Origin of the sequence: Campylobacter sp. P091 (assembly GCF_002138935.1) — a bacterium.
Taxonomy (GTDB): domain Bacteria; phylum Campylobacterota; class Campylobacteria; order Campylobacterales; family Campylobacteraceae; genus Campylobacter; species Campylobacter devanensis.
In genome coordinates this window covers 37,474-62,060 of record NZ_MJKZ01000002.1, presented here as the reverse complement: position 1 = coordinate 62,060, position 24,587 = coordinate 37,474, and the positions used below count along the sequence as shown (strand labels likewise).

Here is a 24,587-nt window from a genome sequence, read left to right as displayed (position 1 = left end):
GATTTGATAGTTGCTGCGACATTTCTTTACAAATAGTATCGGAATTTTATGTTCTAGAGTGCTTGGATTTATTAGAGATTTAATGACGGCAAATGCTCTTGGTGCAAGCATTTGGAGCGATATATTTTTTGTAGCGTTTAAGCTACCTAATCTATTTCGTAGACTCTTTGGGGAGGGGGCATTTTCTCAAGCCTTTATGCCAAATTTAGTAAAAGTTAGTCAAAAAGGGTTATTTTGCACTGAAATTTTAATCAAGCTTAGCCTTGCGATGCTTGGTCTTAGTCTTATTGTAATGCTCTTTGCTCCTTTAGTTACTAAGGCGCTTGCATTTGGATTTAGTCCCGAGACAATTGCTCTAGCTGTTCCACTAGTAAGAATAAATTTTTGGTATCTTTTGGCAATTTTTATTGTTACACTACTCTCAGCGCTTCTTCAATATAAAAACCACTTTGCCACTACAGCTTTTAGTACAGCTTTGCTAAATATATCGATGATAATTGCTTTGCTTTTAGCATTAAATTTAGACCAAAAAAGTGCTGCAATGTATCTTAGCTGGGGGGTTGTAGCTGGAGGGATGTTGCAGGTTTTATCTCATATTATCGCACTTAAAAGATTAAATTTACTCCGTTTATTAACTCTTGGTATAGCCAAATTTGCCAAAGGCAAAAGAGCTAAAGCTAAAGGTTTTTGGCAAAACTTTGGCCATGGAATTATTGGTAGTAGCGCCAATCAACTAAGTGACTTTATCTCCACTTTTATTGCTAGCTTTCTAGCTACTGGGGCAATTAGCTATCTATACTACGCAAATAGAATCTTTCAATTGCCTTTAGCACTTTTTGCTATCGCACTTTCTACAGCAATATTTCCTAAAATTGCCAAAGCAATAAAATCTAAAAACGATACAAACGCCATAAATTTGCTAAAAAAAAGCTTTAGTTTACTATTTTTTTTACTACTATTTTCTACTATTGGCGGATTTGTTTTAGCTAATGAGATTATTTGGCTGCTATTTCAAAGGGGTGAATTTAACACTAATAATACTATAGAATCAGCTAAGGTCTTGCAAATGTATATGTTAGGACTTTTACCTTTTGGGCTTTATAAGCTCTTTTCGCTCTGGCTATATGCTAAAATGCAACAAAAAATCGCTGCTAAAATAGCTATATATTCACTTTTTATAAATACTGCTTTATGCTTGCTTCTTTTTAAACCTTTAGGAGCAAGCGGACTAGCACTTGCTGGGAGTATTAGCGGACTATTTTTACTAGGATATGCGATTTTTGTATTTGGAATTAGGCAATTTTTGGATATAATCTTTAATAGGATAAATCTAATAACTATAATCTTAGCAGTAATTTTTGGCTATTTATTAATAGAATTAAGGAATATAATATATGCAAATTTATGATACAGTTTTAAAACAAAAAGTTAAACTTGTTCCACTTAATGGCAATGATATAAATATCTATGTCTGCGGACCAACTGTTTATGATGATGCTCATCTAGGGCATGCAAAATCTAGTATTAGCTTTGATCTGCTTAGGCGAGTTTTAATAGCTCTTGGGTATAAGGTTAAGTTTGTCAAAAACTTTACTGATATAGATGATAAAATTCTAGCTAAAATGAAATCTAGTAATCAAAGCTTAGAGCAGATAACGACCTACTATATAGATAGATATAAAAACGATATGAACGCTTTAAATGTCCTAAATGCCGATATAGAACCTAAAGCCACAGAGTCGCTTGATGCGATCATAAATTATATTCAAAAACTAGAACAAAATGGCGCTACGTATAGGCTAGATGATGGAATTTATTTTGATACTAGCAAAGATCAAAAATATCTTAGTCTAAGCGGCAGAAAAGACGAAAATCTAATCGCAAGAGTTACTAGCAGTGGAGCTAAAAAAGATGAAAAAGATTTTGTGCTATGGAAATTTGATGAACAATGGTATGATAGTCCGTTTGGCAAGGGGCGTCCTGGTTGGCATACTGAGTGTGTAGCAATGATTGAAGAGATCTTTAATGGAAGCATTGATATTCACGCTGGTGGAGCTGATTTGCTCTTTCCACATCATGAAAACGAAGCTGCACAATGCCGATGTGCCAATCATAAAGAGCTAGCTAAACATTGGTTACATAATGGATTTATTCAAGTAAATAACGAAAAAATGAGCAAAAGTCTTGGCAATTCATTTTTTGTTAAAGATGCTTTAGCTATTGCTCCGGGTGAAGCGGTAAGATATTATCTGATGAGTAGTCATTATAGGGCAAATTTCAACTACGATATAGGAGATTTACTCTCTAGTAAAAAACGGCTCGATAAAATTTATAGACTTAAAAAACGCTTAAGCGGCGTAACTCCTGGAGAGATAAATTTAGAGTTTAAAAATGCGATTATAGAAGCCCTAAGCGATGATTTAAATATTTCAGAAGCCTTAGCAAAAATTGATGAAATGGTAAATATAGCCAATACAAATCTAGATAAAGAACCAAAAAACAAAGCACTAAAAGCTGATATAATGGCAAATTTAGAATTTATAAAAGAGATTTTAGGAATTCTTTATATAGATGAGTTTGAGTGGTTTCAATATGGATTTAGCTTAGAACAAAAAGAGCAAATTGCAAATTTAATAGAATCTAGAAATAGCGCTAAGGCTGCTAAAGACTATGCTAAAGCTGATGCTATAAGAGATAAATTAACCGCCCTTGGTGTAGCGATAATGGATACGCCAAATGGAGTAAAATGGGAGAAAATATGGACGGAATAACAGAAGTCTTTAGACGGTTTAAATCCTATTATAAAGAGTATGTGTGGCAGTTTGCTATTGCAATTTTGGGAATGATTATGGCTAGCATTGGCACAGCAGTATCTGCATGGCTAGTTAAACCTGTGCTTGATTATATATTTGTTGAAAAAAATGAAACACTTTTATATTTGCTTCCATATGCGATTATTGCAATATATTTTATAAAAAGCCTTGGAGTATATCTACAGGTATATTTTACCGCTTATATCGGACAAGATATGGTAAGGCGTTTTAGATACAAACTACTTGATAATCTACTTGGATTAGATATGAGTTTTTTCCATAAATATCGCACTGGCGAGCTAATGAGTAGGATCATGGGTGATATTGAGCGTATTCGCAATATCGTCTCATCGCTCATTCCTGAACTGGTGCGTGAGTTTGTAACTATTATTGGATTACTTTGTGTTGTAATTTATCAAAGCCCTACTTTAGCACTATTTTCACTTATTGTGTTACCAGCAGCCTTTTATCCGCTTTCACGCTTAGCTAAAAGAATGCGAAAACTTAGCCGAACATCACAAGAAACTTCTAGCGATATCACATCGGTGTTAAATGAAATTTTCTCAAATATCGAAATAGTTAAAGCTAGTAGTGCCCAAGAAAAAGAGCTAAGCAAATTTGATAATCACAATACTAAAATATTTCATTTAAATTTAAAAAGCGTTAAGGTAAATGCTTTAGTTAGTCCAATGATGGAAACATTAGGCTCAGTTGGAATCGCAGTTACTATAATTATAGGCGGCCAGCAAGTTATTGATGGACAAATTACAGTAGGTAGCTTTTTTAGCTTTCTTACAGCGCTATTTATGCTCTATACGCCTATAAAACGCATAACAAATATATATAATCAAATGCAAGATGCAGTAGTAGCTAGCCAAAGAACATTTGAATTACTTGATATGCAGCCAAGTATTGTTGATGGAAATATAAATTTCCCAGCTAAGGTAAATTCAATCACAATCCAAGATTTAAAATTTAGCTACGGTGATAAAACTGCACTAAATGGAATAAATCTTAAAGTCTATAAGGGTCAAATGATAGCACTAGTAGGTAGTAGTGGTGGCGGTAAAAGCACACTTATTAATCTATTAATGAGATTTTATGACCCAAATTCTGGAATGATTTTAATCAATGATAATGATTTAAGCGAATTTAAACTAGATAGCCTAAGGCAAAATATTGGTTTAGTTACTCAGCGTGTATATATCTTTAACGATACAATAGCAGCTAATGTGGCGTATGCTGCTCCACTAGATGAGGCTAAAGTTATAATGGCACTTAAGATGGCAAATGCGTATAGTTTTGTTCAAAATTTAGATAATGGAATCTATACAACTTTAGATGAATATGGCGCAAATTTAAGCGGTGGCCAAAGACAAAGAATCGCCATAGCTAGAGCTCTTTATCATAATCCACAAATTCTAATATTTGATGAAGCCACTAGCGCACTAGATAATGAAAGCGAACAAGAAATAACAAAAGCTATTGAAAATTTAAGCAAAGATAAGATTATATTTGTTATTGCTCACCGTCTATCAACTATCAAAAATGCTGATAAAATTGCTGTTATAGGTCATGGTAAAATCGTAGGATTTGGTACAGATAAAGAGCTTGAAGCAGAATGTGAAATCTATCAAAAACTAAAACTAGGAGCAATCCACTAATGCTACAAAAAATAGTATATAACGACAGACCAACAAGCATAAATAATAAAAATGATGCTATTAAAGCAATTTATCAAAAGGGGCTAAAAAAAGCTGCTTTAGAACAAAATGCATTTATTATGAATGGAGATTTGGCTGTCGAAATACTATGGAAACAGCACTTACCAGCTGATATTGATAATATTTTAAAACACACACTTGATGCGCTAAAAGGAATATGTTATGTTGATGATTGCGCCATTATATCGCTTAAAATTTCTAAACGATACTCCCAAAAAGAGCAGCTAATAATAACAATAAAAAATAAATTTATCTTATCTAAATTTATTAAAAAGCTCATATATACCGCATTTATAAAGCCTCTAATAAAATTTATCGATGCTAATTTTAAAGATATAATAGAGTATGAAAAACATAACCATAATCCAACAACTACGATAAATCCTAATAATAATTTAGCCTTAAATTTGCTTATAAATACACCAAATCAACAGATAAATCCAAGTCAAAATTTATCATCTTCAACTAATCAGACAACAAATCAAATACAAAAAACAAAATCTGAAATTCAAACTCCAACTACATCAAATGAAACTGCACAATCAGTATCAACAGACAAAAACCCTCAAATGCAGGCTGTAACACTAATCAAAACTACACTACAAGAATTCAAAGGCAAAATCACAATTGCCTATAAATTTAGCCCAAAAAATATCGCCATTTATATCGTAGTATCAAAATCCCTAGATGCACAAGTACGCAAGGAGATCGCGCGCTTAAGCAAAGAAAAGATTATGGCTTTGCAAAATAGATTAAATCGAGGCCAATTTACTATTCATTATGGCTCAATTCCACTAAAATCTAACAATATTAAACTCTAAACCGTTCTCCATACAGCAATTGAAGTTGGATTAAATGGATCAGTTCCACAGCTATACTCTAGCATAGCATCTTCAATAATTATATCACCATTTTGATTAGCTTTTTTAAGTGTTGAAGCGAAATTTAAATTCCAGCCATTTTGTATAAAATAATCTTTGTGATTTTTACTAGCTTCACCTAGATTGCAAATTTGAAACCCAAATGGCTCAGCGTGAATACACCTGACAAATGGAGCGATACTAGCTACAACCTTAAACCAATTATCAGGAATTTCTTTAACTTGCTCAATCGTATGGCAAGTAAAGACCAAAACTTTTTTGCCAAAATCTAATTTTTTATCAAATTTAGGCTTTAAATGGTTAAAATGAAAAAACTCAGCCTTCATATTTGGTTCAATATTTGCTAATTTTCTTGCCATCTCTACGCCGCTTTTGGCAAATTCACCGCCAAAATATTTTAAATTTACTCCACCGCCGCTATAAAATATCTTAAAAAGATTTTGTCCATATCCACAGCCTAGCTCAATAACGCTATCATACTGTTCCAGCGCTAGTGCATCAATAATCATATTTACAATAGATGTATTAGTATAAAATGGAACCAAAATATTTAATCCATTTAGTGAAGTAATTTTATTATGCGGAATATCAGCAAAGTTAAATTTCTCACTCTCACTCTTTTTTCTTTTCCACTCATAATTCCCATCATCATTAATAGCTAAATGATAATACCGCTCCTTTTTCTCTAATTCGCCAATCACTTGAAGAGCGTTATACCCCCCCCCTATTTATAAATTGGCTCATAAACTCCGCCCTTATAGCCCAAGCATTTTCATAAAAATTTTGCCATTTTTTCTCTTGATATGCCACTTTTACTCCTTAAATTTATAAAATATTATATCTATAAATTGCCCAAAATATCATTAAATTTCTTATTAATTATAAGCAAATTTAAGCAAATTTTAGCTAAAATAGCGGATTTAAAGGAAAATTATGGACTATAGCGATATTAAAAAATTTTTTTTCAAACTAAACCCAGAAAATGCCCATAAAATAGCTGAATTTGGAATGAAAGTATCTGTAAAAATTCCATTTGTTAGTGACTATTTGGTGGATAATTTCTGCTTTATTGACACTAAGCTATCACAAAATATTTTTGGAATTAATTTTTTAAATCCAGTTGGACTCGCCGGTGGATTTGATAAAAATGCTACAATGATTACACCGCTATCTGCGATGGGGTTTGGATTTTTAGAGTATGGCACTCTTACACCAAAACCTCAAGATGGAAATCCAAAACCAAGGCTATTTCGCTTAATAGAAGAAAAAAGTCTACAAAATGCCATGGGATTTAATAACGATGGCTTAGATAAGATTAAAGCTAGAGCCTCAAAGGTATATCCTTTTAGTATCCCTCTTATTGCTAATATTGGCAAAAATAAGATTACACCAAATGATATGGCTATTAAAGATTATGAAATTTTAGTTAAAGGGCTTGATAGTTGCTGTGATGCCTTTGTAATCAACATCAGCTCACCAAATACTCCAAATTTGAGAGATTTACAAAGCGAGTCTTTTATAAATGAACTATTTGCTGCTTTAAGTAGCTTAACCAAAAAACCTCTAATTTTAAAAATAGCTCCAGATATGAGTATAGACTCAGCTATATCTCTTTGTTCTACAGCTGCAAATGCCGGATTTAAAGGGTTAATTATCAATAATACTAGCGTGGATTACTCTCTTACACCAAAGGCAAAAGATTTTGGTGGTATCAGTGGCCAACTTATTAAAAATAAGAGCAAAGAGCTATTTAAAGAGGTTGCTAAAGAGCTTTATGGTAAAGCAGTATTAATTAGCTGTGGTGGAATAGATAACGGTCAAGATGCATATGAGCGTATCAAAATGGGTGCAAGCTTAGTACAAATATATACTAGTTTTATCTATGAAGGTTCAAGTATTTGCAAAAATATTAATAATCAAATATTAAATTTAGCCTTAAGCGAGGGATATGAAAATATTTCTCAAGCAGTTGGCGCTAATCTAAGGAGATAAATGCTACCAAAATTTAGCAAAATTACCCTTGAAAATGGGTTTGAGATCTATCATACTCCTTTAAATTTAGGTTCAAATGTTATTAGCATAGATCTTTATTATAAAGTTGGTTCTAGAAACGAAACAATGGGTAAGAGCGGAATCGCTCATATGTTAGAACATCTAAATTTTAAAAGTACAGACAATAGAAAAGCTGGTGAGTTTGACTCCATTGTAAAGGGTTTTGGCGGAGTAAATAATGCTAGTACTGGTTTTGATTTTACTCACTATTTTATCAAATGTTCGAGTCAAAATCTTGATACATCGCTAGAACTTTATGCTGATATAATGGCAAATTTAAGCCTTAAAGAAGATGAATTTTTACCTGAGCGAGATGTTGTTTTAGAAGAACGCAGATGGAGAACAGACAATAATCCAACTGGAATGCTGTATTTTAGACTTTTTAATCACGCTTTTATATATCATCCTTATCACTGGACGCCAATTGGATTTATTAAAGATATTGAAAATTGGAATATTGCTGATATTAAGGAGTTTTGGTCTAAATTTTACCAGCCAAAAAATGCATTTTTAATGATTACTGGAGATATTGATGAGAATACTGCATTTGAGCTTAGCAAAAAACACTTTGAAGGTATAGCAAACCGCTGCGAAATACCTACTATGCACTGCATAGAGCCTGAACAAAACGGAGAAAAGTCTTTAATAATTCACAAACAAAGTGATGTAGAGATGATAGCTATCGCTTATAAAATACCGCCATTTAATCATCCAGACCAGACTGCATTAAGTGCAATTGGCGAATATCTTAGCAGCGGTAAAAGCTCATTATTTGAAAGAGTTTTAATAGATAAATTAAATTTAGTAAATCAAATTTATGCTTATCCTATGGAAAGCATTGATGAAAATTTATTTATAATAATCGCTATTTGTAATCCAGGTATAAAAGCCAAACTAGTTAAAAAAGAAATCTTAAAGCTGATAAAAAAACTAAAAAATAGCGATATAGATACTGATGAGCTAACTAAAATTAAAAATTGCCTAAAGAGCAATTTTATCTACTCATTAAGTAGCGCAAGCAAGCTTGCAAGTCTGTATGGAAGCTATATAGCAAGAGGCGATATAGAGCCACTTTGGCAACTCTCAGATAGGACAAATACACTTACAACACAAGATATCAAAGAGTGTGCTAATAGATATTTTAACAAAGATAAATCAACTACAATTATATTAAAAGGAATCAAATGAAAAAAAGTATTTATGGAGCGATGACAGCTCTAGTAACACCTTTTAAAAATGGTAAAATAGATGAAAATGGTTATGAAAAACTTATTAAAAGACAGATAAAAAATGGAATTGATGCAGTTGTGCCTGTAGGAACTACGGGCGAGAGTGCGACTCTTACTCATGATGAACACAGAATTTGTATTGAGATAGCTGTAAATGCGTGTAAAAATAGCGATGTAAAAGTATTAGCGGGTGCTGGAAGTAATGCTACTCACGAGGCTATAGGCCTAGCTGAATTTGCTCAAAATTGTGGTGCAGACGGAATCTTATCAGTAGCACCATACTATAATAAACCAACTCAAGAAGGATTATATCAACACTACAAAGCTATATCCAAATCAGTAAATATCCCAATCTTGCTCTATAATGTTCCTTCTAGAACTGGGTGTGATATCCTGCCAGAGACTATTATAAGGCTATTTAATGATTGCGATAATATCTATGGAGTTAAAGAAGCAAGTGGCAATATAGAAAGATGTGTTGATATTTTAGCTCATGAACCAAAGATATATTTATTAAGCGGTGATGATGCTATTAACTATCCAGTTTTAAGCAATGGAGGAAAAGGCGTTATATCAGTTACATCAAATCTCTTACCAGATCAAACTTCAGCTCTTACTCACTATGCTATGCAAAATGAGTTTTTAAAAGCAAAAGAGATTAATGATAAACTATATAATATAAATAAAGTTCTATTTTGCGAGTCAAATCCAATACCTATTAAAGCAGCTATGTATATTGCTGGCTTAATAGATAGCTTAGAATATAGATTACCACTTGTAACTCCAAGTAGTGAGAATCTCAAAAAGATAGAATCAATAATGAAAACTTACGATATAAAAGGATTTTAATGAACTGTTATCATGAAGAATTTAAAGGCAAAACCCTAGTTATTAGTGGTGGTACAAGAGGAATTGGTAGAGCAATTGTACTTGAATTTGCAAAATATGGTGCAAATATTGCATTTACCTATAACTCTAATGAAGAGATGGCTAAAAATCAAGCATTAGAATTAGAAAAAGAATTTGGCATCAAAGCTAGAGCATATCCTTTAAATATTCTTGAACCTGAAACTTATAAAGAGCTATTTTTAGAGATAGATAAAGATTTTGATAGAGTCGATTTTTTTGTATCAAATGCAATTATTTCAGGACGCGCAGTAGCTGGTGGTTATACTAAATTTATGAAGTTAAAACCTCGTGGAATAAACAATATCTTTACAGCCACCGTAAATGCATTTGTAGTAGGCTCTCAAGAAGCTGCTAAAAGAATGGAAAAAATAGGCGGTGGTAGCATAGTTAGCTTAAGCTCAACTGGAAATCTAGTCTATATAGAACACTATAGCGGTCACGGTACAGCAAAAGCTGCAGTGGAGGCTATGGCAAGATACGCAGCTACTGAGCTTGGCGAGAAAAACATCAGAGTAAATGTAGTAAGTGGTGGGCCAATAGAAACTGATGCTTTAAGAGCATTTACAAATTATGAAGAAGTAAGAGATGCTACAGCATCATTAAGTCCTTTAGGTCGCATGGGACAACCAACTGATCTTGCAGGTGCTTGTTTATTTCTATGCAGCTCAAAAGCTAGCTGGGTAACAGGCCATACATTTATAATAGATGGTGGCACTACTTTTAAATGATAAATTTACCAAATTCTCTAGCTATATTTCGTATACTCTTAGCTCCACTTATGTTTTTTTTGCTTTTATGCATTAAGGGCAATGGAGACGCTATAGAGATTAGTTGGCTTAATTACTTTTGTGCTTTAACATTTGTAGTAGCTAGCATTACTGATTTTTTTGATGGATATATAGCTAGAAGCTGGAATCAAAAGACAAAACTAGGTGCAATCTTAGATCCACTTGCCGATAAAATGTTGATTTTAGCAGCATTTTTAGGTTTAATGATAATAGATAGAGCTGATGCATGGGCAGTATATATAATTCTTGTTAGAGAGTTTTTCATTACTGGATTTCGAGTTGTAATGGCTAGTGAAAATATAGATATAAGTGCATCCATAGCTGGCAAGATTAAAACAATAATGCAGATGGTTGCTATTGGATTTTTATCTATGCAATGGTGGGGTGGTGAAATTTTGTTATGGTTTGCTGTAGCTATCACGCTATATTCTGGTTATGAATATATACACGCATATATAAAACATATAAGAAAAATTTAAATTTTGGAGAGATAGATGAGAAATATCCTTGCTATTTTATTTGCTACTTTTGTTTTTATCGGTTGTTCTGGCGATAAAAATACAAAAGATAAATTGAGAGTCGCAACAGAAGGTACATATAATCCATTTTCATATCATGATGAAAGTGGTAAACTAGTCGGATATGATGTAGAAGTAATCACTGAAGCAGCCAAAAGAGCTGGATTTGAGATTGAATTTCATGAGACAAATTGGGATGCGATATTTTCTGGATTAAACTCAAATCGCTTTGATATGATAGCTAATCAAATTAGCGATGCTGACCCTAAAAGAGCCGAGCTTTATACTCTTAGTGTGCCATATATTGTAACTTCAGCTGCCATAGCAGTAAGAGCTGATGATAATAGCATAAGCTCACTAAATGATATCAAAGGCAAAAACATAGCTCAAGCTATGGGAAGCAACTACTATGAAACTGCTATCAAAAATGGAGCAAATATAATCTTAGTTGATGGCTTAGCACCCGCCATTAAAGCTGTAAGCCAAGGTAGAGCAGATGCTACTATGAATGATAAATTAGCGATTTTAAACTACTTAAAAACAACTGGCGATAAAAATATTAAAATCGCATTTGATACAGGCGATGGCACTAGAAGTGTCTTTTTGTTTAAAAAAGAGCTAACAGAACAAAGAGATAGAATCAACAAAGCCTTAGAATCTATGAAAAAAGATGGCACCCTAAAACAAATTTCAGAAAAATATTTTGGAATAGATGTTAGTGAGTAATTATATTGAGGCATTTTTGCCTATGATTAAGGGGGCTATTTTATATACAATCCCCCTTAGTATTATATCTTTTATTTGTGGTATTGCAATAGGTGTTATTGTAGCGCTTATCCGTATCAATCACAGCAAAAATCCACTATCAAATTTAGCTAAGGCTATTTGCCAGTTCTACATCTCTATAATTCGTGGAACACCTCTACTTGTACAGCTTTTTATAATATTTTATGGTTTGCCAAATATTGGCATAACGCTAGATCCATTCATTAGCGCAATTATTGCTTTTAGTCTTAGTATTGGCGCATATAGCAGTGAAACTATTAGAGCTAGTATTTTAGCTGTACCAAAGGGACAATGGGAGGCTGGCTGGAGCATTGGACTAACTAATAGCGATACTTTTATTAAAATTATTGCTCCACAAGCACTTAAAATTGCTCTACCAACCCTATCAAATACATTTATTGCGTTAGTTAAAGATACATCACTAGCATCAGTAGTATTAGTAGCTGAACTATTTCGTCAAGCTCAAACTATCGCCTCTCAAAATTATGAATTTCTAAGAGTCTATTCGCAAGCTGCTCTTATATACTGGATTATTTGTATAGGTCTTGGATATTTACAAACTCACCTTGAGGCAAAATTTAGCAAGCATCTATAAGAGGAAAATATGCTACAAATAAGAGATATAAATAAAAAAATCGGCTCTCATACCATATTATCAAATATTAGTTTTGATATTAAAAAAGGTGAGATAATTGCAATTATCGGGCCAAGCGGAAGTGGCAAGACTACACTTCTTCGTTCATTAAACTATCTAGAGATACCAGATAGCGGGATTTTGGAATTTAGCGATGGGAGTTTAAAAATTGATTTTAAACAGCATCCAAATAAGCAAGAAATTTTAAATTTAAGACGCAAAATGGGAATGGTCTTTCAATCTTATAATCTTTTTGCCCATCTAAATGCTACGCAAAATATCACCCAAGGGCTAATCAGTGTCCAAAAAATGCCAAAAGAAAAAGCCATTGAGATTGCTTTAAATTTACTAAATAAATTTGGCCTCAAAGATAGAGCCAATGCCTATCCTAGCTCTTTAAGCGGAGGACAACAGCAGCGTGTTGCAATTGCTAGAGCTGTTGCTTTAAAACCAAATATTTTATTACTTGATGAGCCTACAAGCGCACTTGATAAAGAACTAGTAAGCGAAGTTTTATCCACGCTTAAAATGCTAGCAAATGAACACCAAACTATGATCTTAGTCACTCATGAACTTAAATTTGCCAAGGATATCGCTGATAAGATTATATTTTTAGAAGATGGCAAAATAGTTACTATTGAATCCCCAAAAGAGTTTTTTAGTTCGCAAAACAATCCAAGAATTCTCAAATTTATAGGTGATCTAAACTACTAATGCAAGCAACACAAAAAGGATTTATCTTAGCTTTAGCTACATTTATTATGTGGGGTGTATTCCCGATATTTTTTAAATTCATTGAAGGAATTGCAGCTACTGAGGTTTTAGCTCATAGGATTATATGGTCAGCTTTAATTTTGCTAGCTATACTTATAATTACAAAAAGATTAAACAGCGTCAAAAGAATAGCAAAAATCAAAAAAGTTACTCTAACCTTAGCCATTACAGGTGCATTAATTGCTAGTAATTGGGGAGTATTTATCTATGCAATCAACCAAAATGAAATTTTAGCCACCAGCCTTGGATACTTTATAAATCCTCTTTTTTCCATACTTCTTGGTGCGATCATATTAAAAGAAGAGTTAAGTCCTGCTTTAAAACTCTCAATTTTTATCGTATTTATTGCTATTGGAGTTCAAATTTATGCCATTGGCAATCTACCGCTAATATCTATTATACTGCCATTATCATTTGCGTTATATGGACTTTTGCGCAAAAGACTTGGGGTTAGAACTTTTGAGGGGTTATTTATTGAAACTATGATTTTATCACCATTTGCTCTATTTTATTTGCTATATCTAGCTATAAATAATAGCAGTGAATTCGGGATAAATTTTAATGGAATTATGCTATTTTTAAGCGGATTTGTAACTATACTACCACTACTTACATTTAATGCTAGCACCAAATATCTTAAACTATCTACAATTGGATTTTTGCAATACATAAGCCCAACTTTAAGTATGATTATTGCAGTTTTTATATATAATGAGACTTTAGATTTTTATAAAATTATTAGCTTTGCACTCATATGGATTAGTCTTGCAATTGCTACAATTTCAAATTTAAGGAGAAAAAATGGCACAAAATGATTTAATTATAATGGCAGTTGCTGTATTAATTGTAGGAGTAATACTCTATAAACAGATAAATAAAGTAACACAAAATATCACAAATGATGATGAAAATCCAAATTTAGTCTATTCTAGATTTTGTGATGCGATAGACAATCAAATAGATATATTGCGTCAAAATACCCAAGAAGATATGATATTAGAACCTAATAAAAAAGATGAAATACTAGAAGCTTTAAGCGATTTTAGTAAAGAACTTGTATTTATTGAGTCTTTAAATTCAAAAGATAGCACCCAATGGCAAAGTAAACTTTTTGCTCTTCTTAGCAGACTTGATAGTTTTGTAGAGTCTAATTTTATAAACGGAGAACAGCTTGCTAGAAGCATTAAAGAGAATTTAAGAGATAGGTTTAACAGACTTGGGCTAGATAGAGATTAGAATCTAGCCTTCTGAGCAATTATACGATTATACGCATCAATAATTCTAGCAATCTCTATTTTACCACTTTTAACAGAGTTAAAAATTGCATCATTTAAAGCTTTTATAGAGTTGGTTTTATTATAAAAATACTCACTTACTAGCAATATATCTACTCCAGCATTTACTGCCTTTATAGCATTTTGCTCAAGTGTTCCTCCAAGTGCTTTCATTAACATATCATCGCTTATGACAACGCCTTCATAATTTAAGCTATCTTTTAGTAAATTTGTAACTATTTGGCGTGAGAGCGTAGCTGGATTTACATCATCGATTGTAGGGATTATCATATGGCCAACCATTATAAATTTAGCCTTTTTACGCTTAATTAATTCATAATACGGCCTAATCTCATCAAAATCAAAACTATCTACTATAGTGCTAATCTTATGCGTATCAGATGAGGCATTGCCATGACCTGGAAAATGCTTTAACACACTAGCAACGCCTACATTATCAAAAGCTGATATAAACTCACTAGCATATGCAGTTACTTCACCTGCATCCTTGCTAAATGCTCTTTGTCTTTGACCAATTATAGGTGATATATCATTATGAAGATCAACTACTGGAGCAAAATTCATATTTATTCCAAGATTTTTAAGCTGAGTTGCCATATTGGTATATAGCTTATTAGCACTATTTAAATCTAACTCACTACCAACCTTATAAGCTGATGGAAAATGCTCAAAATCGCTAAATTTATTAAATCTACTAATTTGCCCGCCTTCTTCATCGATAGCTATAAAAAGAGGATATTTAGAACTGGCGGAATTTAAATATTTGGTTAAATTTTTTAACCCCTGTTTGCTGCTAATATTTCTAGCTAGTATCATTACTCCACCGATTCTACCATTTTTAATATCAAGATGAAGCTGCTTAACCCACTCATCACTAGAACTGTTTCCAGTAAATCCCACCATCACCATCTGACCAATCATATTTCTTAACTCTTTATCACTTGGTGTGCCAAAGAGTGAAATAGTAAAAATAAATAGCAAAATAATCTTTTTCATCGTCGTTTTAATAAATCCTTTAATGCCTCTTTGGCGTCTTTGCCACCTAGCATATCAACTACTTGACTAGCAATTGGAGTATAAATCGCTTTTTGCTGAGCAATTTTAGTAATTGCATATGCTGTAGCTACGCCTTCAGCCACCTCTCCAATTTGAGCTAAAATCTCATTAAGACTAAATCCACTAGCTAACCCAAGACCAACTCTATAATTTCTAGATAATTCACTACTTGCAGTTAAAAATAGATCCCCTGCTCCACTAAGACCTAAAAATGTTTCATCTTTAGCACCAAAATGCTCACCAAATCTAGCCATCTCTACTAATCCTCTAGATATCAAACTAGCTCTAGCATTTTGCCCAAGACCAAGACCAGCACATACACCGCCAGCTATAGCGATCACATTCTTATATGCGCCACAAATCTCAGCTCCTATAACATCGTAGCTAATATATGGCTTAATAAAACTTGGAAAAGTGCTAGCCCAAATTTGAGCTAACTCATCATTTTCGCTGCTTATCACTAAAGCACACGGCAATCCTTGTATAACCTCACTTGCAAAGCTAGGACCGCTTAAAAATGCCAAATTTTCGCTTGGAGCAAATTTAGAATAGATCTCATGTAAAAACTCTCCACTAACCGTATCTATACCTTTAGAAGCTACTAATATTTTTTGATTCTTTGCTTTAAAATTTGAGCGTAAAAACTCATGTGTTTTTTGAGTTGATATACTAAAGAGCAAATAGTCGCACTCTAGCGCCTTATCCAACTCTACAAAACCTTCAATATCACGCTTTGTTCGAGATGAGATAATGCAATCATTATTTATTTTAAGTGCTGAGTATAAAGCCTGCCCCCATTTTCCAGCACCGATTACTGCTATTTTCATATCTTGCTATCCATAGTTTTATATCGCTACTAATACTTACTAACAAAATCTCTATAAGATTAAATTTAATTTTGCAAAATAAAAAACATAATTTTATAAATAAAAATCTTACTATATATTAATAAAATTTAATCTTATGAAAATTGCTAATAAACCAATAATGCTACCCTAATTTCGTTTTTAATAACTCATTTACTTTGGCTGGATTAAATGCACCCTTGCCCTCTTTCATAACTTGACCAACAAAGAAACCAAATAATTTATCTTTACCGCTCTTATATTCAGCTACTTTATCTTCATTTGCAGCTAATACTGTATCAATGATAGATAATATAGCTGAATCATCACTTACTTGTTTTAGGCCCAGACGATCAATCACGCTATCTATATCTTCATCACTTTCTATTATTGCATCTAAAACATCTTTAGCAGCTTTTTGTGAGATGGTGCCATCTTCTATTCTGTTTAATAGAGTTGAGAGTTTTGCACTATTAACTGGACTTGTCTCTATAGTTACACCATTTTTTAATCTACCTAAAAGCTCTACAGTAAGCCAAGTCACGCATAATTTTGGTGAGTTTGTGCCAGCTATTAGATCTTCAAAATATTTTGCCATCTCATAGCTGCTAATTATCACATCAGCATCGCTCTCTTTTATTCCAAATTCACTTATATATCTAGCTCTTTTTTCATCTGGTAACTCAGGTAAAATACTAGCTTCTTCCATAAGCTTATCAGGAATAATAACTGGTAATAAATCAGGATCTGGAAAATAGCGATACTCTGCACTATCTTCTTTACTTCTCATTGGTTTAGTTATTAATTTTGTCGTATCAAATAGTCTAGTTTCTTGAACAACCTCACTATCATATCTGCCATCCTCCCAAGCTTCACACTGACGCTCTACCTCATACTCAATAGCTTTTTGAATAAATCTAAATGAATTTAAATTTTTAATTTCAACTCTTGTATATAGCTTTTCATCACCTTTTGGTCTAATGCTAACATTTACATCGCATCTAAAAGAGCCTTCTTGCATATTAGCATCGCTAATATTTAAAAATCTTAAAATACTATGAAGTTTTTTAAGATACGCTACTGCCTCATCACTACTTCTAATATCTGGTTCGCTTACGATCTCTAAAAGCGGAGTTCCAGCACGATTTAGATCTACAAGACTAGATTTACTCTCATGGCTATTTTTGCCAGCATCTTCTTCTAAATGTGCTCTAGTAATACCAATTCTTTTACTTTTATCGCCAACTTTAATAATTAGCTCACCATTTTCTACAATTGGAATAGTAAATTGAGATATCTGATAGGCTTTAGGTAGATCTGGATAGAAGTAGTTTTTGCGGTCAAAAACACTCTTTTTATTTACCGTTGCATTTATTGCTTTACCAAAGCTAATTGCTTTTTTTACTGCTTGAGAATTTAACACCGGCAATGCCCCAGGAAGAGCTAAGCATGTTGGACAAACATGAGTATTTGGCTCCTCTCCAAAACTAGTTGAACATCCACAAAATATCTTAGTTTTTGTATTTAACTGACAATGTACTTCTAATCCTATAACTGTTTCAAACATAAATTTAGCCTTTTGATATTGATAAAATAATATATTTTAGCACAAAAAAAATTAAATATTAATAAGGTTAATCTAGCGTAAAATAGCGAATTGATGCAAATCCAGCCACACCGCACTTCATCACAGCACAAATTTGCTCAGCACTCATTATCCCGCCAAGAGCAATAACCTTAAATTTTGATATTTTTATAGCTTCTTTTAATCCTTCTAAGCCTTTTGGTTTGCCCTTATTTGGAGTTGCAAAAATTGGACTAAATGTAATAAAATCGGCTCCATATTGATTAGCCAATTCTATCTCTTTAATATTATGAGTGCTAGCAATTTTGATTAAATTTGGCGGAGTTTCCTTTAATAAATGAATAAAATTTGAACTAAAATGAATACCGTCAAAGCCAAGTTTGCAAGCCAAATCGATATCATTTTGAAGTAAAAATTTTATATTATGAGATTTAAATTTAATAAATTCTTGAGCTGTTTTATCATAGTTATTAGAGTTTTTATCTCTAAAAAGTAGCATATTAGCCTCTTTTAATCTAATAAAATTATTAAAAGCATAATCCAAATTTGAATAAAATTTGGGATCGCTAATTGCATACTTGATCACTATTTAAAATCCTTAATAACAGATATGATATCAAAGCTAAAATAAGACCAAAACTAGCCCCAATTAAACCACTAAGAAAAAGTCCTAAAAAATAAAAATGATAGATACAACATAGTGCGCCGACAATAGCAACTGCCCACGACGCACCTAGAATAAAATTTAAAATATATACCAAAAAATTAATGCTCTTCAGAAACTACCACAGCACCAGCTAAATAAACATATGTTAAAATCATAAAGATAAATGTTTGTAGCAATGCCATAAATGTTAGTAATGCAAATGCTGGAAGTGGAGCAACCCACGGAGCAAGACTAAGAACAACCATCAAAAATAGATCATCACCTTTGATATTTCCAAAAAGCCTAAATGATAATGAAACTATACGAGATAAATGAGATACAATCTCGATAGGAAACATTAAAGGAGCAAGAAATTTATTTGGTCCCATAAAATGGGCAAAATATTTAATCACACCTTGAGTGCGAATACCTTCAAAGTTGTAATATATAAACACACAAAGAGCCAAACAAAGAGTTAGATTCAAGCTAGAACTAGGAGCTTCAAAACCAGGAATAATACCAATTACATTACTTGTCAATACGATTAAACCAATTGTAGCTACTAGCGGTAGATACTTTCTAGCAAGCTCATCACTACCCATTACATCACGACCCATTGATACAATACCTTCTAAATATGCCTCAAGTAAATTTTGAGTACCACGAGGTACAAGCTGCATCGAGCTAGTAGCCATTTTAGCAACAATTAGTACTATAATCGCAACTAAAATAATGTGAAAAAGGTACGTAAAACTATGATCATTAACGATCAAATTTGAAAAGAGAAACAGATCTTTCATAGAAAAGCGCCTTTTGAAAAAATTTGCGGTAATTATATCTTAATTTAGATTAAGCACAAATTAAAAAATCAATTTAAATATCTATTTTTGGTTATTTTATTCTAAATTTTATTTAATAAATAAATCATAAATAATCTTAACAATAGTTAAACTTACCACAGTTAAAAAGATAATTTTTATAAATTTAATCTCTTTTTTTATGACCATATGCGATCCAAAATATGCTCCAATCATTTGGCCAAAACCCATAACTATTCCAAGTAGCCATAGAATTTGCCCACCTCCAATAAATACAGCTAAAGATACTATATTAGAAGTAAAATTTAAGATTTTAGTATTTGCTACTGCGGTTTTTAAATTTAAACCAAGCAAACTAGCAAAAGCAAACATCCAAAACGATCCAGTACCAGGCCCCATAAATCCATCATAAAATCCAATTCCTAACCCAAAAATAGCATAAAATAGATTTTGACTTATTCTCTTTTCTCTATCAATTTGACCAAGGTTTGGAGTAAAAATAGTGTAGATTAAAATTGCTGCTAAACAGATTGGAATTAGATATTTAATAACCACAGCATCGATTAAAAGTACTGACCATGTACCACACACTGCCCCTACAAATGTCCATATAATTCCGCGCCAAAGAGAGTTAAAATCCACCATTTTTTTATGAGTGAAATTAGCTGCTGCTGTAAAACTACCAAATGTAGCTTGTAGTTTATTTGTAGCTAATGCTACATGCTCTGGGATACCAACTGCTATTAATGCTGGGATGGTAATTAGCCCTCCACCTCCAGCAATTGCATCTATAAATCCACTAAAAAATGCTACAAAAAATAGAAGTATAAATATCCAAATTTCTAATTCCAAATTTAATCCTATAACTCATAAATTCTAATAATCTTTTGATATCTTAACTCGCTATTGCACAAAATAAGCAAAATATCATTTTGCATAAATTCAAATGAACCACTAACCTTTATAAGCTCGCCATTTCGTTTTGCTAAAACGATTAAAAAATCATCTGGCAAACCAAGCTCCGTTAAGTTTTTACCAATTACCTTTGATGATTCCCCTATTTTATACTGCTTTATGTCCGAATAAGATATTGGGCTGCTAGGCATATTTGGAATTGTAGTCTTAGATGGTTCGATAACTCCAAATATTTTTCCGCTTTTATTAAGCGTAGTGCCTTGAGTAAGCACAGATATTAATACCATAAAAAATATTATATTAAAGATTAATTGACCATTTTCTAGTTCAGCTGAGAGAGGATATGTAGCCAAAATAATAGGAACAACTCCTCTAAGGCCAACCCATGAGATAAAACACTTCTCTTTTAAATTATATTTAGAAAATATAGTAGACATAAATACACTAATAGGTCTTGAAATAAACATAACAACAAGCGACATTAAAATACTAATCATAGCAACATGAGGTAGTTCGCTAGGAAAGACCAAAAGCCCAAGTGTAAGGAAGATAAATATCTGCATCATCCAAGCTATTCCATCAAAGAAACCAGTTAAATTCTTTTTATACAAAAACTCTTTTTTATTAGCGATAATTCCAGCTACATATACTGCAATGTATCCATTACCGCCAATCTTTTCTGTCAAACCAAAAAGCACAGCAACCAAAGCTATTAAAAGCACTGGATATAACCCCCAAGAGCCTAGCTTTACTCTATTTATAAGGCTTGGAATTATAATACCAAATACATAACCCATTGTACCACCAAGGATAAACTCAAGTATAAGCTTGATACTCATTGTGTATGGATCTATAACTGTAGTAGCTGTAAGAAGTCCAAGTAGAGTAATAGTTAAAAAGATAGCCATCGGATCATTACTGCCACTTTCAAACTCAAGTAGCGAAGCAAGATTATTTTTAAGCTTAGTTGAACGCATAATAGAAAATACTGCTGCTGCATCAGTCGAGCTAATAATTGCACCAAATAGTAACGACTCAAGCATAGAAAAGCCAATTATATAATAAGCAAATACTCCAGTAATCACAGCTGAGATAGCAACCCCAAAAGTTGCTAATACTATACCGCTTTTAAAAATAGGTTTTATTGATTTATAGTTGGTATTAAATCCACCAGAAAACAGTATATATATAAGTGCTATAGTTCCTACATTTTCAGCTATTTTAGCATTATCAAATTCAAGTCCTATAAGCCCATCGCTACCTGCTAGCATACCAATTGCTAAAAACATAAGTAGTGCTGGAACTCCATATTTATCAGATATTTTGCTAAATAAAACACTAAGGATAAATAATCCTCCAAATATAATCAACGAATTATCCATAATTATCCTTGATTTAAGTCATTATTTATTTTGCACTTTAAAGCCTTACTAATAATAGCTTTAGCCACAGCTTCTCTCTCTTTAATCAAATAAAAATGATCTCCAAAATCAGTATAAAGCCCCTTCTCAATAGTATCAGCAAATCTTATGATAGTATTTACATCATATCCTAGATTTTTTATAGAGTTTGCTATTAACTCTGATTTTTGTTCATTACTAACAGCAATTATTGTAGCTATACAATTTTTAATATGAGCTTTTTCTAAAGTAGTTTTTTGAATAGCATTTCCATAATATACATTATCTCTACTATTCTTACCACGCTCTACTAAATTTAAATCATTTTCAAGTGCTATATATGAACAACCTTTAGCCTTTAATTGCCTTACTATTTCACGACCAAGCTTGCCATATCCACATACTACAAAATGGTTTTTATACTCTGGAATATCTATATTTACAAGCTCTTCTATCTCATCTTGTTCTTTTGTAGTTACAACTGCTTGCATTAGCTCATCTTGCTCTTCCATGCTATCAGCGATTTTGCTCACATTTTTTAAGATAAATGGAGTAAGAACCATAGATATAACTACTACAGCAGTTAAAATCTGCAATGTTTTATCATCAGCCATACCTTTTACAGATAATAATGTAAATATAGCTAAAGCAAACTCTCCAACTTGAGCTAAGCTTAGCGCTGCTTTTAATGCGACTTTTTTTCTAGTTAATATCATTAAGAATAGATAAATAATCAAAGCTTTAATTATTAAAACAGTAATCAAAACTAAAGCAATTATAAAAAGATTATTAGCAATTACATTAAAGTTTATCTGCATACCAACTGTTATAAAAAATAGACCCAAAAGAAGATCTCTAAAAGGTATAAGGTCTGTCTCAATCTGATGTTTATACTGCGTTTCAGCTATTAACATACCAGCAATAAATGCTCCAAGTGAATAACTAAATCCAAAATAGTGCGCTAAAAAGCTAGAGCCAATAACCGTAAATAAAATAGTAGTTATAAATATCTCTTTTGAATTTGCACTCACTACTAAATATAAAACACGACTTAATATATACTTACCAATAAAATATAATATTACAATTAATATTACAGCACTAACCATAGATGTAAATATCAAAGAGCTTACAGCGCCATCTTCTACATTAAATATATCTATCATTAAAAGCAGAGGAATAACTGCTATATCTTGAAATAATAATATTCCAAGTACCTTGCGTCCATAACGCTTTGATATATGCCCATTATCATTTAATGTTTTTAAAACTATTGCTGTGGAACTAAGAGATAATGCAAAGCCTATAATAATAGCGCTTTTAATATCTATATCAAATATATAAACCGATAAAATGCTACATGCAAAGCCAGTAGCAAATACTTGAATAGGACCATATAAAAATACATATTTTTTCATTGACATTAAATGCTTAATACTAAACTCAAGCCCAATAGTAAACATCAAAAATACAATCCCAAATTCAGCTACAAAACTTAAATCATGATTATTTTTTAGCCCAAAAAGCTGTGAAATCAAGATTCCTGTAGCAATATAACCTATAATAGTTGGGATTCCATATCTGCGAAATATAAGATTAAATAAAACAGCACAACCAGCTGTTATTACAAATATATATATAATATTATCCATTTTCTCTACTTTTTATCATTTACAAATATTAAATCAAAACTACTACCACGCTTGACTAGCGAACCTTTATTTTGTGTTTTTATATTTGCTCTTAACTCCTCTATTACAGCTTCATACTCTTCAAGTCTTTGTTTTAAGCGCAAAATCACATCAACACCTGCTAAATTTACACCTAAATCTCTAGTAAGTCTTAAAATCATCTTAATCCTATCAAGATCTTTTTCGCTATAAAGTCTCATCTTGCCTTCAGTTCTGCTAGGCTCTACTAATCCCTCTCTTTCATACTGTCTTAGAGTTTGGGGATGGATACTTAAAACCTTTGCTACTACGCTTATTAGATAGACCGGCTCTTCATAATCTCTCATACCATCTCCTTTATAGTTTGCTTTGCAACATATCTCTTAATTGCGGATCAATCTGCTCAATATCTGGTAAAATTATATTGGTAACTAAATACATATCGCCATAGATGTTGCTTTTTCTATTTTTTACACCATAACCTTTTAATCTAATTTTTTGACCATTTTTAGTATTAGGCGGTATTTTGATTGATACATCTTTTTTAAATGTTTTTACATCAATTTTATCACCAAAAAGAGCAGTTTTAAGAGTTAAATCTAAATTTTTATACAAATCATCGCCATCTCTTTTATACTCCTTATCCTCTTCTATATTTACAGTAATAATTAGATCTCCTCTATGGCTTCCAGCACTTTTACCTTTATTTCTAGCCCGTAGCTTTTCACCGCTATTTAATCCAGCTGGAATTTTGATTTTAATCTTTTCGCCATTTATACTAAACTCATAATCACCGCCATTTACAGCTAGTTCAAGTGAAATGTTTATTCTAGCTTGAATATCTAAATTTTGCCCAAATCCTTGATCAAAACCATCAAATCCACCAAAACCTGCTGAACTAAATCCACTAAACCCTCTCTTAGATCGTCCTGCACCGCCAAAATTGCCAAAAAGTTGATTTAATATATCATTAAAATCAGCATTACCGCCAAAATTTTCTCTACTAAAATCATGAAAACTCTGCCCACCAAACATACTATCGCCATATTGATCATACTGCCTACGTTTAGTTTCGTCGCTTAAAATTTCATAAGCAGCATTAATCTCTTTAAATTTCTCTTCAGTCCCTGGGTCTTTATTGATATCGGGATGATACTGCCTAGCTAGCTTTCTATAGGCTTTTTTAATCTCATCGCTACTAGCATCTTTAGAGATTCCCAAAGTTTCATATAAACTATTACTCATTATA

At 32.3% G+C, this 24,587-nt stretch carries 25 protein-coding genes; 14 read left to right on the top strand and 11 right to left on the bottom strand.

Features of this window, described 5'->3' with window-relative positions:
* The first annotated feature begins 10 nt into the window (after positions 1–10).
* From murJ to CIGNP91_RS02245, 4 genes are read left to right on the top strand one after another with little or no spacing between them, the layout of a single operon-like run.
* Complete coding sequence (gene murJ, locus CIGNP91_RS02260) at positions 11–1,408, top strand: murein biosynthesis integral membrane protein MurJ (protein ID WP_086253260.1); 1,398 nt, start codon at positions 11–13, stop codon at positions 1,406–1,408.
* Positions 1,395–2,771 (top strand): cysteine--tRNA ligase, encoded by a 1,377-nt coding sequence (gene cysS, locus CIGNP91_RS02255; protein WP_086253259.1) that lies wholly within the window; start codon positions 1,395–1,397, stop codon positions 2,769–2,771. Before murJ ends, cysS begins: the two co-directional genes overlap by 14 nt.
* Positions 2,759–4,477, top strand: a complete 1,719-nt coding sequence (locus tag CIGNP91_RS02250; protein WP_086243904.1) for an ABC transporter ATP-binding protein — start codon at positions 2,759–2,761, stop codon at positions 4,475–4,477. The genes cysS and CIGNP91_RS02250 overlap by 13 nt, the downstream gene beginning before the upstream one ends.
* Positions 4,477–5,358 carry a RusA family crossover junction endodeoxyribonuclease gene (locus CIGNP91_RS02245; protein WP_086253258.1) on the top strand — a complete coding sequence of 294 codons (882 nt, stop codon included), beginning with the start codon at positions 4,477–4,479 and terminating at the stop codon, positions 5,356–5,358. Before CIGNP91_RS02250 ends, CIGNP91_RS02245 begins: the two co-directional genes overlap by 1 nt.
* Here the strand turns inward: CIGNP91_RS02245 and CIGNP91_RS02240 are convergent.
* Positions 5,355–6,119, bottom strand: a complete 765-nt coding sequence (locus CIGNP91_RS02240; RefSeq protein ID WP_180383200.1) for a hypothetical protein — start codon at positions 6,117–6,119, stop codon at positions 5,355–5,357. The two genes, CIGNP91_RS02245 and CIGNP91_RS02240, sit on opposite strands and share 4 nt — an antisense overlap.
* A gap of 232 nt (positions 6,120–6,351) precedes the next feature.
* Between CIGNP91_RS02240 and CIGNP91_RS02235 the strand changes: the two genes are divergently transcribed.
* From CIGNP91_RS02235 to CIGNP91_RS02190, 10 genes are read left to right on the top strand one after another with little or no spacing between them, the layout of a single operon-like run.
* Positions 6,352–7,410 carry a quinone-dependent dihydroorotate dehydrogenase gene (locus CIGNP91_RS02235; RefSeq protein WP_086253257.1) on the top strand — a complete coding sequence of 353 codons (1,059 nt, stop codon included), beginning with the start codon at positions 6,352–6,354 and terminating at the stop codon, positions 7,408–7,410.
* Positions 7,411–8,658 carry a M16 family metallopeptidase gene (locus CIGNP91_RS02230; RefSeq protein ID WP_086253256.1) on the top strand — a complete coding sequence of 416 codons (1,248 nt, stop codon included), beginning with the start codon at positions 7,411–7,413 and terminating at the stop codon, positions 8,656–8,658.
* Complete coding sequence (dapA, locus tag CIGNP91_RS02225; protein WP_086253255.1) at positions 8,655–9,548, top strand: 4-hydroxy-tetrahydrodipicolinate synthase; 894 nt, start codon at positions 8,655–8,657, stop codon at positions 9,546–9,548. The genes CIGNP91_RS02230 and dapA overlap by 4 nt, the downstream gene beginning before the upstream one ends.
* Positions 9,548–10,336, top strand: a complete 789-nt coding sequence (locus CIGNP91_RS02220; RefSeq protein ID WP_086226956.1) for an enoyl-ACP reductase — start codon at positions 9,548–9,550, stop codon at positions 10,334–10,336. Before dapA ends, CIGNP91_RS02220 begins: the two co-directional genes overlap by 1 nt.
* Positions 10,336–10,875: a CDP-diacylglycerol--glycerol-3-phosphate 3-phosphatidyltransferase gene (pgsA, locus tag CIGNP91_RS02215; protein ID WP_236844795.1), complete on the top strand. Its 540-nt coding sequence runs from the start codon at positions 10,336–10,338 to the stop codon at positions 10,873–10,875. The genes CIGNP91_RS02220 and pgsA overlap by 1 nt, the downstream gene beginning before the upstream one ends.
* Positions 10,876–10,890: 15 nt before the next feature.
* The gene (locus CIGNP91_RS02210) at positions 10,891–11,640 is read left to right on the top strand and encodes a transporter substrate-binding domain-containing protein (RefSeq protein ID WP_086253254.1); all 750 of its coding nucleotides are present in this window, start codon (positions 10,891–10,893) and stop codon (positions 11,638–11,640) included.
* A complete protein-coding gene (locus CIGNP91_RS02205) occupies positions 11,633–12,295 on the top strand; it encodes an amino acid ABC transporter permease (RefSeq protein WP_293652035.1) in 663 nt (220 codons plus the stop codon). The genes CIGNP91_RS02210 and CIGNP91_RS02205 overlap by 8 nt, the downstream gene beginning before the upstream one ends.
* Before the next feature lie 9 nt (positions 12,296–12,304).
* Positions 12,305–13,048, top strand: a complete 744-nt coding sequence (locus tag CIGNP91_RS02200) for an amino acid ABC transporter ATP-binding protein (RefSeq protein ID WP_086224597.1) — start codon at positions 12,305–12,307, stop codon at positions 13,046–13,048.
* A complete protein-coding gene (gene rarD / locus CIGNP91_RS02195; RefSeq protein ID WP_086242952.1) occupies positions 13,048–13,923 on the top strand; it encodes an EamA family transporter RarD in 876 nt (291 codons plus the stop codon). The genes CIGNP91_RS02200 and rarD overlap by 1 nt, the downstream gene beginning before the upstream one ends.
* Positions 13,910–14,344 carry a hypothetical protein gene (locus CIGNP91_RS02190; RefSeq protein WP_086253253.1) on the top strand — a complete coding sequence of 145 codons (435 nt, stop codon included), beginning with the start codon at positions 13,910–13,912 and terminating at the stop codon, positions 14,342–14,344. The genes rarD and CIGNP91_RS02190 overlap by 14 nt, the downstream gene beginning before the upstream one ends.
* Here CIGNP91_RS02190 and CIGNP91_RS02185 read toward each other — a convergent pair.
* The 10 genes from CIGNP91_RS02185 to CIGNP91_RS02140 all read right to left on the bottom strand — a co-directional run bounded on the left by CIGNP91_RS02185 (position 14,341) and on the right by CIGNP91_RS02140 (position 24,583).
* Entirely contained in the window at positions 14,341–15,399 is a 1,059-nt protein-coding gene (locus tag CIGNP91_RS02185) for a glycoside hydrolase family 3 N-terminal domain-containing protein (protein WP_086224600.1), read from the bottom strand. The two genes, CIGNP91_RS02190 and CIGNP91_RS02185, sit on opposite strands and share 4 nt — an antisense overlap.
* A complete protein-coding gene (locus CIGNP91_RS02180; protein WP_086253252.1) occupies positions 15,396–16,286 on the bottom strand; it encodes an NAD(P)H-dependent glycerol-3-phosphate dehydrogenase in 891 nt (296 codons plus the stop codon). Before CIGNP91_RS02180 ends, CIGNP91_RS02185 begins: the two co-directional genes overlap by 4 nt.
* A gap of 163 nt (positions 16,287–16,449) precedes the next feature.
* Positions 16,450–17,871: an Asp-tRNA(Asn)/Glu-tRNA(Gln) amidotransferase subunit GatB gene (gene gatB / locus CIGNP91_RS02175; protein WP_086253251.1), complete on the bottom strand. Its 1,422-nt coding sequence runs from the start codon at positions 17,869–17,871 to the stop codon at positions 16,450–16,452.
* Positions 17,872–17,938: 67 nt separating this feature from the next.
* Positions 17,939–18,475 (bottom strand): thiamine phosphate synthase, encoded by a 537-nt coding sequence (locus CIGNP91_RS02170; RefSeq protein ID WP_086226947.1) that lies wholly within the window; start codon positions 18,473–18,475, stop codon positions 17,939–17,941.
* A 179-nt stretch (positions 18,476–18,654) separates the two neighbouring features.
* Positions 18,655–19,335, bottom strand: a complete 681-nt coding sequence (locus CIGNP91_RS02165) for a F0F1 ATP synthase subunit A (RefSeq protein ID WP_086224605.1) — start codon at positions 19,333–19,335, stop codon at positions 18,655–18,657.
* A gap of 108 nt (positions 19,336–19,443) precedes the next feature.
* On the bottom strand, positions 19,444–20,205 hold the full coding sequence (locus CIGNP91_RS02160) for a TSUP family transporter (RefSeq protein ID WP_086226945.1): 762 nt from the start codon (positions 20,203–20,205) through the stop codon (positions 19,444–19,446).
* Between the two features lie 8 nt (positions 20,206–20,213).
* Positions 20,214–21,650 (bottom strand): potassium/proton antiporter, encoded by a 1,437-nt coding sequence (locus tag CIGNP91_RS02155; protein ID WP_086226944.1) that lies wholly within the window; start codon positions 21,648–21,650, stop codon positions 20,214–20,216.
* A 2-nt stretch (positions 21,651–21,652) separates the two neighbouring features.
* The gene (locus CIGNP91_RS02150; protein WP_086228946.1) at positions 21,653–23,320 is read right to left on the bottom strand and encodes a cation:proton antiporter; all 1,668 of its coding nucleotides are present in this window, start codon (positions 23,318–23,320) and stop codon (positions 21,653–21,655) included.
* A 5-nt stretch (positions 23,321–23,325) separates the two neighbouring features.
* Complete coding sequence (locus CIGNP91_RS02145; RefSeq protein ID WP_086224609.1) at positions 23,326–23,685, bottom strand: heat shock protein transcriptional repressor HspR; 360 nt, start codon at positions 23,683–23,685, stop codon at positions 23,326–23,328.
* A 10-nt stretch (positions 23,686–23,695) separates the two neighbouring features.
* A complete protein-coding gene (locus CIGNP91_RS02140) occupies positions 23,696–24,583 on the bottom strand; it encodes a DnaJ C-terminal domain-containing protein (protein WP_086253250.1) in 888 nt (295 codons plus the stop codon).
* Between the last annotated feature and the right edge of the window lie 4 nt (positions 24,584–24,587).

Excerpts from the sequence above, each read along its gene's own strand:
- CIGNP91_RS02155 (WP_086226944.1), bottom strand. The coding sequence starts at position 21,650 with ATGGATAATTCGTTGATTATATTTGGAGGATTATTTATCCTTAGTGTT.
- CIGNP91_RS02235 (WP_086253257.1), top strand. The coding sequence starts at position 6,352 with ATGGACTATAGCGATATTAAAAAATTTTTTTTCAAACTAAACCCAGAA.
- CIGNP91_RS02245 (WP_086253258.1), top strand. The coding sequence starts at position 4,477 with ATGCTACAAAAAATAGTATATAACGACAGACCAACAAGCATAAATAAT.
- CIGNP91_RS02210 (WP_086253254.1), top strand. The coding sequence starts at position 10,891 with ATGAGAAATATCCTTGCTATTTTATTTGCTACTTTTGTTTTTATCGGT.
- CIGNP91_RS02140 (WP_086253250.1), bottom strand. The coding sequence starts at position 24,583 with ATGAGTAATAGTTTATATGAAACTTTGGGAATCTCTAAAGATGCTAGT.
- CIGNP91_RS02180 (WP_086253252.1), bottom strand. The coding sequence starts at position 16,286 with ATGAAAATAGCAGTAATCGGTGCTGGAAAATGGGGGCAGGCTTTATAC.
- CIGNP91_RS02250 (WP_086243904.1), top strand. The coding sequence starts at position 2,759 with ATGGACGGAATAACAGAAGTCTTTAGACGGTTTAAATCCTATTATAAA.
- cysS (WP_086253259.1), top strand. The coding sequence starts at position 1,395 with ATGCAAATTTATGATACAGTTTTAAAACAAAAAGTTAAACTTGTTCCA.
- CIGNP91_RS02150 (WP_086228946.1), bottom strand. The coding sequence starts at position 23,320 with ATGGATAATATTATATATATATTTGTAATAACAGCTGGTTGTGCTGTT.
- CIGNP91_RS02230 (WP_086253256.1), top strand. The coding sequence starts at position 7,411 with ATGCTACCAAAATTTAGCAAAATTACCCTTGAAAATGGGTTTGAGATC.
- CIGNP91_RS02165 (WP_086224605.1), bottom strand. The coding sequence starts at position 19,335 with ATGAAAGATCTGTTTCTCTTTTCAAATTTGATCGTTAATGATCATAGT.
- dapA (WP_086253255.1), top strand. The coding sequence starts at position 8,655 with ATGAAAAAAAGTATTTATGGAGCGATGACAGCTCTAGTAACACCTTTT.
- gatB (WP_086253251.1), bottom strand. The coding sequence starts at position 17,871 with ATGTTTGAAACAGTTATAGGATTAGAAGTACATTGTCAGTTAAATACA.
- CIGNP91_RS02145 (WP_086224609.1), bottom strand. The coding sequence starts at position 23,685 with ATGAGAGATTATGAAGAGCCGGTCTATCTAATAAGCGTAGTAGCAAAG.
- CIGNP91_RS02190 (WP_086253253.1), top strand. The coding sequence starts at position 13,910 with ATGGCACAAAATGATTTAATTATAATGGCAGTTGCTGTATTAATTGTA.
- CIGNP91_RS02200 (WP_086224597.1), top strand. The coding sequence starts at position 12,305 with ATGCTACAAATAAGAGATATAAATAAAAAAATCGGCTCTCATACCATA.
- CIGNP91_RS02220 (WP_086226956.1), top strand. The coding sequence starts at position 9,548 with ATGAACTGTTATCATGAAGAATTTAAAGGCAAAACCCTAGTTATTAGT.
- CIGNP91_RS02185 (WP_086224600.1), bottom strand. The coding sequence starts at position 15,399 with ATGAAAAAGATTATTTTGCTATTTATTTTTACTATTTCACTCTTTGGC.
- rarD (WP_086242952.1), top strand. The coding sequence starts at position 13,048 with ATGCAAGCAACACAAAAAGGATTTATCTTAGCTTTAGCTACATTTATT.